The following is a 13,080-nucleotide window of genomic DNA, read 5'->3' as shown; positions in this document are numbered from 1 at the left end:
AACGCCCAATACATATATCATATATGATTTATCGGCGAGGCAAAACCCCGTCGAAACCGCCGCGCGGGCTAGTAAAGCTGCTCTGGCGCGCCTCAGCGCCGCCGGGAACGCCCGCGCCGCGAACCGCCGCCGGGCTCGATCGGCGTCTGCGCCGCCGCGAGACGCTCTTGCTCCTCCAGCACCACGTTCATGCGTGCGCGCGAGGCTTCCAGATGCGCGCGCATCGCGCCCTCGGCCGCCACGGCGTCGCGCGCCAGCAGTGCCGCGATGATCGCCTCGTGCTCCTGCAGCGCCTTGGTGGTGGCGTTGGTCTTGAACAGGAAGCGGAAGATGTGGAGATGAGCGTGCAGCCCCTCCACCGTCTCGGCGATGAAGCGGTTGCCGCTCGCCGCCGCCACCAGACGGTGCAGGTTCGCATCGCCCTCGGCAAAATGGGCATAGGCCAGCTCGTTGCCGGTCTGCGCGTCCGACATCTCCCCGGCGAGGCCGGCAAGGCGCGCCAGCGCGCCGTCGTCCGCCTTCTGCGCCGCGAACGCCGCCGCCGCCGGTTCGATCAGCAGACGCAGGTCGAACAAATCGTGCACTTCCCGCCGGGTCAGCAATTCGGCGGCGCGGAAGCCGACATTGGGAATCTTGTAGGCGAGCTTCTGCGCCTCCAGCAGCGTCAGCGCCTCGCGGATCGGGGTCTGGGAAATGTCCAGCTGCCGCGCCAGCGCCTCGATGCCGATATGCGCGCCGGGGGCGATCTTCATCGTCACCAGCATGGAGAGCAGCTGCTCGTAGGCCAGTTCCACCAGCGACTGCGGATAAGCCGGCCGCCGTTCTTCGCGTGTGACCAGCCGCGCGAACGACAGCGGCTCCTGATTGTTGGCAGCCATGAGAATCGAACCCAAACCCGTAATGATATAAGATATAGGTTTTCATCATGCGAACCAAGCCAGCTGCCAGGTGGCCCCTCCACAGGCTGCCGAAGTGACGGCCTGACAGTCCCGGCGTGAGTGCGGGCGGCTGCCTCCGGGCGGGCGACGGGCTCCGTGGGGTGCCGCCCGCCCGGAGGGCCTTCACCAATTGACCGCGATATACTTGGCCTCGGTGAATTCCAGCAGCCCGTGATGAGCGCCCTCGCGCCCGAGCCCGCTCTGCTTGACGCCGCCGAACGGGGCCGCCGGGTCGGAGACGAGGCCGCGATTGAGCGCCACCATGCCGTATTCCAGCCGCTCGGCGAGTTGGAGACCGAGCTTCATGTTCTCGGTGTAGACATAGGCGGCGAGGCCATATTCGGTGTCGTTGGCCATCCGCACGGCGTCCTCGACATGGGCGAACGGCACCACGGCCGCCACCGGGCCAAAGATCTCCTCGCGCAGCAGATCAGCGTCGAGCGACACGTCGGCGAGCACCGAGGGGGGATAGAAGAAGCCCGCCCCCTCCGGCGTTTTGCCGCCGAGGCGCACGCTGGCGCCCTTGGCCACCGCGTCGTTCACCAGCGTCTCGATCTTGTCGATGGCGGCGCGGTTGATCATGGCGCCGCACTGGCTGGCCGCGTCGGTCCCGGCGCCCATCTTCAGCGCGCCCATCTTCTCCACCAGCTTTTCGACGAAGGCGGGGTAGATGCCCTCCTGCACATAGAAGCGGTTGGCGGCGGTGCAGGCCTCCCCGGCATTGCGCATCTTGGCGATCATCGCGCCGTCGATGGCGGCATCGAGATCGGCATCGTCCAGCACCAGGAAAGGCGCGTTGCCGCCCAGTTCCATCGAGGAGTTGATGACGTTGTAGGAGGCCTCGCGCAGCAGGATGCGCCCGACCTCGGTGGAGCCGGTGAAGGATAGCTTGCGGGTGCGCCGGTCGCGCAGGATGGCGCTGCACACGCTGGCGGGGTCGGAGGTGTTGACGATGTTGACCACGCCCGCCGGCACGCCGGCCTGGCGCAATATCTCGCCCACCGCCAGCGCGGTCAGCGGCGTCTCTTCCGCCGGCTTGAGGATGCAGGTGCAGCCCGCCGCCAGCGCCGGGGCGATCTTGCGGGTCGCCATGGCCGCCGGAAAATTCCACGGCGTGATCAGCAGCGAGATGCCGATCGGCTGATACTGCACCATGATGCGGTTGCCGCCGGCCGGGGCGATGGAGAGATCGCCATTGATGCGGACCGCCTCCTCCGCATACCAGCGGAAGAACTCGGCGGCATAGAGCACCTCGCCGCGCGCGTCCGGCAGCGCCTTGCCGTTCTCCAGCGCGATGAGCTGGGCCAGCCAGTCGACATTGTCGACGATGGCCTGGAAGCAGCGCTGCAGGATGACCGCGCGGGCGCGCGGCGGGGTTGCGGCCCAGCCCGCGGCGGCGGCCTCGGCCGCGTCCAGCGCCGCCATGCCGTCGGCGACGGTGGCGTCGGCGACGGAGGTCAGCACCCCGCCGGTCGCGGGGTCGAGGATGTCGATGCGCTTGCCCCCCGAACCGGGCACCCAGGCGTCGCCGACCAGAAGGTCGGTCGGCACCGGGAAGCTCGCCTTCTCGAATCCGGGGACGAGATAGGTATTGGCGGCCTTCTGGACCGTCGCGCTTGCAGTGTTGATGGTCATCGCAGATGTCCCCGTGTCAGAGGTCGCGCAAAGCGGCGCGTTCGCCGGCAAAGGCAGCCTGGGTGATGTTCAGCATGGCGGCGAGGTCGAGCGGGCGCGGGTTGTTCTTCACCAGCCGCTCCGCCTTGAGCGCGCCGGCCGCCACGTCCTGCTGATGGCCGGCACCGAGGCCCAACGCCTCCAGCGAGCGCGGAATGCCGATTTCCGCGAACAGCTTGGCCACCTCATCGATGAAGAGCTGCGAGCGCGCCTCCACGCCCATGCTCGCATGGCCGAGGCCGACCACTTCGGCCAGCTCGGCGAAGGCTTCGGGGTTGGCGGAACGGTTGAACTGCATCACGTAGGGCAGCAGCGTCCCCACCCCGTCGCCATGCGAGGTGTGGGTGATGTTGCCTACCGGGTATTGCAGCGCATGCGCCGCCGCCGTGCCGGAGGTGCCGAAGGCGCAGCCGGCCGCGAGTGAGGCCAGCATCAGCCCTTCGCGCGCCTCCACATCGCTGCCGTCAGTGCAGGCGCGGGCGAGATAGCGGAACACGTTCACCACCGCCAGCTTGGCGAAATGATCGGACAGCAGGTTCTTGCCGATGAACACATGCTGCTCGGTCAGCATCGGCTCGGCCGGGCGGGTCTTGCTGGTAAAGCCCTCCACGGCATGGGCGAGCGCATCGGCGCCGGAACAGGCGGTGAGCCCCTTCGGGCACGTCATGGTCAGCTCGGGGTCGCACACCGCCATGTGCGGGATGATGTAGGGGCTGGCAATGCCGATCTTGGTGCCGCGCCCGCTGTCGAGGATCACCGCCACCGGCGTCACTTCCGAGCCGGTGCCTGCGGTCGTCGGCACGGCGATCAGCGGCAGCACCGGGCCGGGCACGGCGAACTCGCCGTAATAGGCGCTGACCTCGCCGCCATGGGTGAGCAGCACCGACACCACCTTGGCCATGTCGATACAGCTGCCGCCGCCGATGCCTATGATGCTGTCCGGCTTGAAATCGCCGATTCCGGCAACGCAGTCCTGGATCGACTCGATCGGCAGGTCGGCGATGGTGCCGTCATAGACGCGGGCCTCGACCCCATGCGCGGCGAGGTCCGCCAGCAGGTCGGCGAAGACCGGCAACTGCGCCAGCCGCGCATCGGTGCACACCAGCGTGCGGGCGCCGATGCGGGCGGCGGCCGCGCCGATGACATGGCGTTGGCCGCCTCCGAAGAGGATGGTGTGGGGCAAGCGCAGGGCTCCGAACATGGCGGCTCTCATTCGCTAATGGTTACTGAATACCTTTTGACACGTGCGCCGACCAAGGCGCGCCTGTCACCGAGGCTTAGCTGCTGTGGGTCTGGCCTTCTTCCCTGCCGCGCCGGAACAGCGCGCCGAACAGCGCGGTGATCAGCGGCAGCGACAGCAAGAGAATGCCAATGCCCATCATGGTGGCGACGAGCGATCCCTCGAAGAAGACGCTGAGCGAGCCCCCCGAGGAAAGCATGGACTGGCGGAAGGCATCCTCCGCCTTGTCGCCCAGCACCACCGCCAGCACGAAGGGGGCGAGCGGGTATTCGAGCTTCTTGAAGACGTAGCCGACGAGGCCGAAACCGAGCGCCACCCAGATGTCGAACACATGGTTCGAGACGGTATAGGCGCCGATCAGGCAGACGATGGCGATGAGCGGCCCGACGACGGTAAAGGGCGCGCGCAGGATCCAGGCGAAGATCGGCACGGTCGCCAGCACCAACACCACGGCAATGACATTGCCCAGATACATCGAGGCGATGAGGCCCCAGACGAAGTCCGGCCGCGTGGTGAACAGCATCGGCCCGGGCGACAGGCCCCAGATCATCAGCCCGCCCATCATGACAGCCGCCGTCGCCGAGCCCGGCACGCCGAGCGCCAGCATCGGCAGCAGCGCGCAGGAGCCGGCGGAATGGTCGGCCGTCTCGGGGGCGACGATGCCCTCGGGCTCGCCCTTGCCGAAATACTTGCCCCGGCGCGAGAAGCGCTTGCCCAGCGCATAGCTCATGAAGGAGGCGGCGGTCGGCCCGCCGGGGGTGATGCCCATCCAGCAGCCGATCAGCGCGCTGCGCAGCAGCGTCACCCAGTAGCGCGGCAGCTCGGCGAGGGTGCGCAGGATCACCCGCAGGCTGAGCTTGGCCTTCACCCCATCGAACTTGTAGCCCTCGTCGATGGTGAGCAGCAATTCACCGATGCCGAACAGGCCGATGACGACGATGAGGAAGGAAATGCCATTGGTAAGCTGGGTGATGCCGAAGGTCAGGCGGCCCTCGCCGGAGATGGTGTCCATGCCCACCGTGCCGACGGCAAGGCCGAGCATGATGCACACCAGCGTCTTGAAGGGCGAGCCGCCGGCCATGCCGATGAAGCTGGCAAAGGCCATGAAATAGACGGCGAAATATTCCGGCGAGCCGAACTGCAGCGCGAAGTTCGCCACCCAGCCGGAGAGCAGCGTGATCACCACCACGCCGACCATGGCGCCAAAGCCGGCCGAGCCGAAGGCAAGAGTGAGCGCCCGTACCGCCTCGCCCTGCTTGGCCATCGGGTGCCCGTCGAAGGTGGTGGCGACGGAGGAGGGTTCACCGGGAATGTTGAACAGGATGGAGGTGGTCGACCCGCCGAACAGCGCGCCCCAATACATCGAGGTCAGCAGGATGATCGCCGCGATCGGGTCCATGGTGAAGGTCAGCGGCAGCAACAGCGACACGCCGTTCGGCGCACCGAGGCCCGGCAGCACGCCGACGACGAGACCGAGCAGGACGCCGATCACCATAATCATCACGTGATGCATGGTGAGGGCGACGACGAACCCGTCCATCAATTGCCCGAAATTGCCCATGACGCTTCCTCAGTCCGCTTTTGTTTTCAGTAGATGCCGAAATATTCGAGGATGGGCCCCTTGAGCAGCGGGACCATGAACAGCTTCTCGAACACCACGAAGTTGACCGCGATGACCAAGAGCGCCGTGGCAAGGCTGGTCAGCGTGCGGAATCCGGCGGAAACCCGCATCGTGTAGAAGATGTACAGGCCCATGCCGATATAGAGCCCGAGCCAGGCCGAGATCGCCGTCATCGCCACGATCGGCAGCACGAAAGCCACCAGCAGCCGCAGCCGCGTCCCGTTGATGAAGGGCTCCTCGGGCACGGCGCCTGAAACGCCATGGGCCGCCTCAGGCCGCGCGCCGGCATATTTCCAGAAGGTCTGCGCCAGCGTGGCGAGACTGCCCAGAAGGATCAGGCAGCCGATGCCGAAGGGGAAATAGCCCGGCTCGGGCCCACCCGGCCCCCATCCGATGCCGTTCTCCGTCGAGCCGTAGCAGATCAGCGCTCCGACGCTGCCGGTCAGCACCGCCGTTGCCACTTCCATGGTCTTGCGGGAAATTTCCATCGCGCTCACTCCGCGGGAGCCCGGGACGCCGGCCAAGGCCGGCGCCCCGTCTCGCCCCACCCTGGCGTCGGCCGAAGCCGACGCCCGTCTCGTCCGTCACAGGCGCCGGACCAAGCCGGCACCTGGCTTCACTGGCTGGCGGGCAGCAGCCAGTTATTGTCGGCGTAGATCTTCTCGTAGTTCTTGATCTGCTCGGCGAGGAAGGTCTTCAGCTCATCGCCAGTCATGAACTTGGTGATCTGGACGTTGCGCGTCGTGTAGTCCTTGAACTCCGGCGTATCCATCGCCTTCTTCATCAGGTCGGTGTAGTAGGCGAGCGCCTCAGGCGGCACGTCGGCGGCCATCCACACGGTGCGCGGCTGGACGAAGTCCTTCACATCGATGCCCGACTCGACGCAGGTCGGAATGTCCGCCCAGCTCATGCCGTCGGCCACCACGGTCTTGTCGGTGAGACGGGCGGAGGTGAACACGCAGAGCGGCTTCTGGTTGCCGGCCTTCCACTGCTCCAGGCTCTCGCTCGGGTTATTGGTGTTGGCCTCGATATGGCCGCCCGCGACCTGGATGGCGGCTTCGCTGCCGGACTTGTAGGGGATGTAGGCGAGGTCGATGCCGGCGGCGCGCTCGACCAGCGTCACCACGGTCTCGTCGGCATCCTTGGCCTTGGCGCCGGCGACGCGGACCTTGCCCGGGTTTTCCTTCGCCTTGGCGACGAATTCCTGCGCGGTGTTGATGCCCGACGCCTTCGGGTTGGCCCACAGGATGAACACGTCGAACACCATGGACGCCACCGGCGTCAGGTCCTTCATCGCGTAGTTCACCTTGGTGCCGAGCGGCAGCACATAGGCGTCCTGGGTGCCGAAATAGACCTTGTAGGGGCTGCCGACATTGTCCTCGGCGTAGTTGAAGGCTTCGGAGCCGGAGCCGCCCGGCTTGTTGACGACGATGAGCGGGGTCTCGACCAGGTCGTTCTTGGTCAGCGCCGCCTGGACCACGCGGGTGAAAATGTCCGAGCCGCCGCCGGGACCGGCGGAAACCACCAGTTCGACCGGACGGTTCGGCTTCCATTCGGCCATCGCCGCATTTGCTGCCGTGAGGCCGATGGCGAGCGCGGACGCGGTGAGAACGCCCTTACGGAGCGAAGTGATCTGCATGTCGTTTCCTCCCAGTTGCCCTGCGCGTCGCGGCCTCTCGCCGCCCGCATCCGGGCAATCATTGCGATATGGCGGGCTGCCTTTGCCGGCGGCCTTCTTGTTGCTGTTGCCTCGCACCCGGCGGCGGAACGGGCCGCGCCGCGTCGAGGGAAAGTGTGGACCGACCGCAAGGGACGTCGTGCGGGATCGGCAGGGCACACCCCGGGGCAAGATGCCCGGCGTGGCCCGGTTACGGGATGGCAGGTCCGCTACCGCGCCAAATCCTATATCATCTATGATATTGTCGGATGCAAAGATCAAGCGTCTTTTGTCTGGCGCCGCAGCTAAACGTTCATCTCCCTCCGCAGACGGTCCGCATGTGCGGGCTGAGGCGTGGGGAAACGCGCTTCCTGGCGCGCGCCCCTGCCCGCGCCTCGCCGGCCGGACCGGCGGTTTCAGGCTTACCTGTGCCGGGGCGATGTCGCTCGCCCCGGGGACGTCGTCGGCATGCCGCCCGGGGCGCATTCCTGCACGCCGGCGCGACAGCGGTCGAAACGGCCGCGCGGCGCGCAAAGCCGTTGCGGGCACGATCCTTCCCCGGAAAATCGCCGGGCGATCGCCGCGCCGACATCCACGGGGCCGCGACGACACCGCCGTCGCGCGGGCCATACCCGGCAAACGGCATCGCCTCGCGATCCGCAGGCGATGCTAAGCGCAACTGGTATGACAGGTCAACAGGTGCGGGCAGAACGAAGGCGTCGCGCGCTCAGCCCGCCGGGCGGTTGCGGTCCCAATAGAGCGCCCCCACCGATTCCAGATGGGCGCGCATCGCCGCTTCCGCCGCGTCGGGGTCGTGAGCGGCAATGGCCTCATAGATGCGTTCATGGAAGGCGAGCGCCATCTCCTTCGCCTCCGCGATCTTCAGCGTGACGCTGCGCTGCTCGGACAGCCATTGCACCACTGCGCGATGCACGCCGTCGAACAGCGGATTCTGGGCGACCAGCACGATCTCGTAGTGGAAGGCGATGTCGGAGGCCTCGAACGCCGCCATGTCGCCAATGTCGCGCCGGTTGCGGGCAAGCGCGTCGCCGATGCGGGCGATATCGGCCGCGCCTGCCTCGCGCGCGGCATGGCGGGCCAGCGCCATCTCCAGATGAAGCCGCGCATTTTGGAAATGACGCATGCCGGCAGGATGGGCGAGATAGGAGCGCACCGAAGCCGAGAGTTCATGGATGAAATGCGTGGGGTCCGGCCGCACAACCCGCGCCCGCTCGCCATTGGCAATCGACACCAGCCCGGCCTTCTGCAGCGACATCAGCGCCTCGCGGATCGCCGGCCGGCCAACCTTGAACTGCTCCATCAACTCGCGCTCGGAGGGCAGCACGTCGCCCTCGCCCAGTGTGCCATCGAGCATCAGCTGCTGAAGGCGCTCGGCCACATCCTCATAGATGCGGCGGCGGCGGATCGGTTCGATATCGAGCACGGCAACTCCCCTGGCTGGTATGAAAGGATCACCGGCCCGGCCGAACTGTCAACCGCAAGATGCCGCGCGCGGCGTTACCGCGCCTTCGGCCGCACCACGACCGTGGCGGAAAGACCGGACACCAGCCGCACTTCCGGCGGCAGCGGGCCGAGCTTGATCCGCACCGGAATGCGCTGGGCAAGGCGGATCCAGTCGAAATTCGGGTTCACCTGCGCCAGCAGGCCCTCGCCGGGAATGGCGATGGCGCGGCTCAGCCCCTCGACCACGCCGTCGATCACCACGCCGCCGGCCATGAGCTCCACCCGGGCCGGGTCGCCCTCGCGGATGGCGGGCAGCTTGGTCTCCATGAAATAGGCGTAGACATAGAAGGAATGGCTGTCGACCAGCGCCAGCATGCCATCGCCAACCCGGGCATAGTCGCCGGCATCGACGTTGAAATTGGTGATGTAGCCGTCGGTCGGCGCGCGCACGCGGGAACGGTCGAGATTGATCTGCGCCGTGGTGAGCGCCGCCTGCGCGGCATCGAGTTCGGCCTGTGCCTCGGCGGCGGTGGAGGCGGTGAATTCAACGGTCTGGGCTGCGATCGCGGCCGCGTCGGCGCGCTCCAGATTGGCGTCGCGCCGGGCGGTGTCGCGGGCATAGGTCAGCGCCTGCTGCTTCAGCTCCACATTGGCCTGCGCCTGCCGCAGCGCCGCCGTGAAGCGCTCCTGGTCGATGACGAACAGCACGTCGCCCTTCTGCACGAACTGGTTGTCGCCGACATTCACCGCGTCGACGAGGCCGGAGACATCGGGGGCAATCTCCACCACCTGCGCCAGCACCCGCGCGTCGCGGGTCCAGGGCGAGACGGTGTAGTAGAGCCACAACCGCCAACCGACGAAGACCGCCGCCCCGGTCGCCACCAACGTGACGCCCACCCGCAATGCCGGGCCGATGTTCATCGCAAGACCTCTCTGAGCGCCGGCAGCAGGAAAACGATCATGCCGAACAGGATGATGTAGAGCGCCGCGTCGAACAGCGGCCGGTGCCAGACAAGGCGATAGAACCCGGCCCGCGCCAGACCCCAGCGCAGCAGCAGATAGGGCCCCAGCGCCACCACCGCCCAGATGAGCGCCGGCGGAAAATACACCCCCAGCGCCTCCAGGGTGAAGAAAGGCCAAGCGGTGCCCATCTCACGCCTCCCCGAAGGCGTGCAGGAAAAACGGCCGGTCGATGTCGAAGCGGTCGGCGATGAAGCGCAGCGAGGCCCCGGCGCGCAGGTTCAGCCCGGCCGCCGGCGAGCCGGGGGGCAGGTCGATCGCGGCCAGCGCCGCCGCCGCCTCGCGCGCGGTCGCCTCCGCCTCGCCGACCCGGGCCGCCAGATCCCGGCCGGCGGCGGGAAATGCCTCCAGCTGCGCGGCGAAACGGTCGAGAAAACCGGCAACGAGGCCGCGCGTGCTCTCCGCAAGCTCCGGCACCGTCAGTAGCCGGCGCAGGCGCCCCAGTTCCAGCCCGGTCGAGGCCGCCCCCAGCGTGCCGCGCAGGAAATCGTCCTCGCCCGGCCGGGCGAGCGCAAGGCGCGGCAGCAGCTCGGCCAGCGCCCTGACGATCTCGCGCAGGATGACCCGCTCATGGCGCACGCCGCGCGCCGCCTCCGGCAGCCGCGTGCCGAGCGTCGTCGCCCAGAGCCGCCGGCGCGAGGCGCGCGAATTCACCGGCAGCAGGTTGAGCAGCACGAGGGCGAGCGCCATGCCGAACAGGGTCGCCAGCGTTGCGTTGAAGAACCCCGCCTCGTCCGGCTGGAAGACGTTGCCGGTGCCGATTTCGGCGACGAAGAACCCCCCGAAGGCGATGCCCGCCCAGGCCATCTGCGGCGTCCCCGCCATCAGCCCTGCCGGAAACATGGCGAGCACGAGGAACAGCCCCAGCGCCTCGAAGCCCTCGATGCGCGGCAGCACGAACACCATGGCGAGAAACGCCGCCGCCATGCCGAGCGCGGTCCACAGCAGGAAGGAAAAGCCGAGCGCCCCCGGCCGGTCCTGATTGACCGCAAAGAACAGGAGGACGGCAAGGCCCGAGGCGGCGTTGAAGCCGTCGGCCCACTCGCTGGCCGCCCAGAAGCCGCACATCATGAGCAGAACGAGCCCGGCCCGGAGCCCGGCGAGCCAGGCCTCCCGCTGCGAAGTCGGCGAAGCGGGAAGAGCCTTGGCGGGCAGGGCCTTGGCCGGCCCGCGCGGGGCAAGGCGTCGCGGCGGGCGCAGGCTCGCCGCCTCGCTCACCATCACCATGGAGAGGCCGTGCAGCAGGTCGCCGGCCCGGCGCAGGATCAGCACCCCATCGGCCAGCGGCACGAAGGGAACGCGCCCGGTCATCGCCTCAAGGTCGGCGCTGGCCGCGTTGAGCGCGACCCGGGCGGCGAGCAGCTCGGAGCGTACCCGTCGCGGGTCTCGAAACGCCGAGGGGTCGCCGGCGAGCCGCTCCAGCCGCGCCGAGACGTCCGCCATCACGGGGCCCAGCCGGTCGGCCACCGGCCCTGCCCCTTCCACCTGAAAATCGTCGAGCCGCACATAGAGCCCGCGCGCCACGGCCAGCACGCGCAGGAATTCGTGGGTCATGCGGCGGAGCCCGGCATCGCTGGCGCGCATCTCCGGCGCTTCAAACACGGTGTAGGAGCGCAGCGCATCGAACTTCACCACCCCCTCCACCATCTCCCGGCGCAGCGCCGCAAAGGTGGCCTGCGGCGTCCGCGGCTGCAGCGCCACCGCGCCGTAATGGCAGAGGCGGCCGAACAGCGTCACCAACTGGCCGCGCAGCACGTCGCCGGCATAGACGGGAAAAACCAGCACGCTCACCGCCGTGATGCAGGCGATGCCGATGACGATCTCGGCCGTACGGTCAAAGGCGATGTGCCAGGCCTCGGTCGGCGCAAAAGCCCCCTCCAGCCCGACCAGCAGCGCGGTGTAGCCGGCCAGCAGGAAGCTGTAGGCGGCATAGTTGCGCCGCTGCGTCGCGAGGGTGAAGCACAGGCCGAGCCACAGCGCGAGCGAGCCAATGAGCGGCAGCGGTGCCTGCGACCAGAGGCCGAGAATGACGAGCCCCGCCGCCGCCCCGCCCAGCGTTCCGACGATACGGAAGGCGCCCTTCGCCACGGCGGCGCCGGCGGTCGGCTGCGCCAGCAGATAGACGGTGAGTGCCGCCCATTGCGGGTCCTGCAGTTCGAGCCAATAGGCGGCGGCAAGGGCCACGACCGCCGCGCAGGCCGTGCGCAGCGAGAAGGCGACATTGCGCCAGCCGAGATCGACGGGGATCGCCGCGCGGACGCTCTTCCAGAGGTCCGGGAGTGCGGTGCCGGCCGTTCTCATGGTGCTCCAGGGCATCGGGAGGAAACACCGGGTGGCCGGCGCGGGACCGCGCCCGACATCGCCGCGAGCTTACCAACAGCGCGCCGTGCCGCGCAATGGTACCGGCAAAGGGGTCGCTCCGGAGCCCGGCCTCACCAGACCAGGGTCGGCGTCGTCACCGGCGCGCACCAGAGGGCGAACTCCTCCGGCGTCAGAAGCGCCAGCGTCACCGAGAGCCCCGCCATGTCGAGCGAGGTGACGAAGGTGCCGACGAGTGCCCGCGCCGGCACGATGCCGTGCTGGCGCAGGAAAGCGCGGGTCAGGTTATGGGCGAGGTGCAGTTCGATCGGCGGGGTGCCGCCAAAGCCATTGACGATCAGCAGCGGGCGGGCGTCCGTCAGCGGCGAAAGCTGCGCCAGCACCGGCTCGCAGAGCAGCCGCACGATCTCGTCGGCACCGGCGCGCCCAGTGCGGTAGAGCCCCGGCTCGCCATGAATGCCGACGCCGATCTCCATCTCGTCCGGGCCCAGAGCGAAGGTCTCGCGGGTGTTGTCGGGAAGGGTGACGCCGCGCAAGGCCACGCCCATGCTGCGCAGCCGCCCGGAAAGACCCTCGCCGAGCGCCTTCAGGCCGGCGAGGTCCTCGCCGCGTTCGGCCGCCGCGCCGAGAAGCTTTTCCACCACCATCGTCCCGGCGACACCGCGCCGCCCCCGGCTGCGGACGGAAGGGCCATAGGCGGCATCGTCCTCGACGATCACCGTCTCGATGCGGTGGCGGTCGGCGGCCATTTCCGCCGCCATCTCGAAGTTCATCACGTCGCCATCATAGTTCTTCACCACCAGCAGGCAGCCGGCGCCGGTGTCGGTCTCGTCCATCGCGGCGAGGATCTGGTCGGGCGTCGGCGAGGTGAAGACGTGGCCGGTGCAGGCCGCATCCAGCATGCCGACCCCGATGAAGCCGCAATGCAGCGGCTCGTGCCCGGCCCCGCCGCCGGAGATTACCGCCACCTTGCCCGGGCTGAGGGTGCGGCGGCGCACGAATTTGTCGTCGCGGCCGAATGTGACGAGTTCCTCATGCGCGGCGACGAAACCGGCGAGGCTCTGTGCCACCGCCGTTTCGGCGGCGTGGAGGATTCGCGTCATCCGATCATCGCCCCCTCTGGCGCCATCTATGGCGCCCTTTGCCG

At 68.3% G+C, this 13,080-nt stretch carries 11 protein-coding genes; all 11 read right to left on the bottom strand.

Annotated elements, in window-relative coordinates; all coding sequences use genetic code 11:
• Positions 1-92: 92 nt before the first annotated feature.
• Positions 93-878 carry a GntR family transcriptional regulator gene (locus EV667_RS01715; RefSeq protein ID WP_245515935.1) on the bottom strand — a complete coding sequence of 262 codons (786 nt, stop codon included), beginning with the start codon at positions 876-878 and terminating at the stop codon, positions 93-95.
• 183 nt (positions 879-1,061) lie between these two features.
• Positions 1,062-2,573 (bottom strand): NAD-dependent succinate-semialdehyde dehydrogenase, encoded by a 1,512-nt coding sequence (locus tag EV667_RS01710; protein WP_131833610.1) that lies wholly within the window; start codon positions 2,571-2,573, stop codon positions 1,062-1,064.
• 16 nt (positions 2,574-2,589) lie between these two features.
• Positions 2,590-3,813: an iron-containing alcohol dehydrogenase gene (locus tag EV667_RS01705; protein ID WP_131833609.1), complete on the bottom strand. Its 1,224-nt coding sequence runs from the start codon at positions 3,811-3,813 to the stop codon at positions 2,590-2,592.
• Between the two features lie 76 nt (positions 3,814-3,889).
• Entirely contained in the window at positions 3,890-5,413 is a 1,524-nt protein-coding gene (locus EV667_RS01700) for a tripartite tricarboxylate transporter permease (protein WP_131833608.1), read from the bottom strand.
• 26 nt (positions 5,414-5,439) lie between these two features.
• Positions 5,440-5,961 (bottom strand): tripartite tricarboxylate transporter TctB family protein, encoded by a 522-nt coding sequence (locus EV667_RS01695; protein ID WP_131833607.1) that lies wholly within the window; start codon positions 5,959-5,961, stop codon positions 5,440-5,442.
• A 128-nt stretch (positions 5,962-6,089) separates the two neighbouring features.
• A complete protein-coding gene (locus EV667_RS01690) occupies positions 6,090-7,112 on the bottom strand; it encodes a Bug family tripartite tricarboxylate transporter substrate binding protein (RefSeq protein ID WP_131833606.1) in 1,023 nt (340 codons plus the stop codon).
• A 745-nt stretch (positions 7,113-7,857) separates the two neighbouring features.
• Positions 7,858-8,574, bottom strand: a complete 717-nt coding sequence (gene nanR / locus EV667_RS01685) for a transcriptional regulator NanR (RefSeq protein ID WP_131833605.1) — start codon at positions 8,572-8,574, stop codon at positions 7,858-7,860.
• A gap of 74 nt (positions 8,575-8,648) precedes the next feature.
• Positions 8,649-9,515, bottom strand: a complete 867-nt coding sequence (locus tag EV667_RS01680) for an efflux RND transporter periplasmic adaptor subunit (RefSeq protein ID WP_131833604.1) — start codon at positions 9,513-9,515, stop codon at positions 8,649-8,651.
• Complete coding sequence (locus tag EV667_RS01675; protein WP_131833603.1) at positions 9,512-9,745, bottom strand: DUF1656 domain-containing protein; 234 nt, start codon at positions 9,743-9,745, stop codon at positions 9,512-9,514. The genes EV667_RS01680 and EV667_RS01675 overlap by 4 nt, the downstream gene beginning before the upstream one ends.
• Before the next feature lies 1 nt (position 9,746).
• Positions 9,747-11,915: an FUSC family protein gene (locus tag EV667_RS01670; RefSeq protein ID WP_131833602.1), complete on the bottom strand. Its 2,169-nt coding sequence runs from the start codon at positions 11,913-11,915 to the stop codon at positions 9,747-9,749.
• Between the two features lie 131 nt (positions 11,916-12,046).
• The gene (locus tag EV667_RS01665; RefSeq protein ID WP_131833601.1) at positions 12,047-13,036 is read right to left on the bottom strand and encodes a dihydroxyacetone kinase subunit DhaK; all 990 of its coding nucleotides are present in this window, start codon (positions 13,034-13,036) and stop codon (positions 12,047-12,049) included.
• Positions 13,037-13,080: the final 44 nt, after the last annotated feature.

The organism is Ancylobacter aquaticus (genome assembly GCF_004339465.1).
Lineage (GTDB): Bacteria > Pseudomonadota > Alphaproteobacteria > Rhizobiales > Xanthobacteraceae > Ancylobacter > Ancylobacter aquaticus.
The sequence above is the reverse complement of the archived record's forward strand: the minus strand, read 5'-3'. Positions and strand labels throughout refer to the sequence as shown.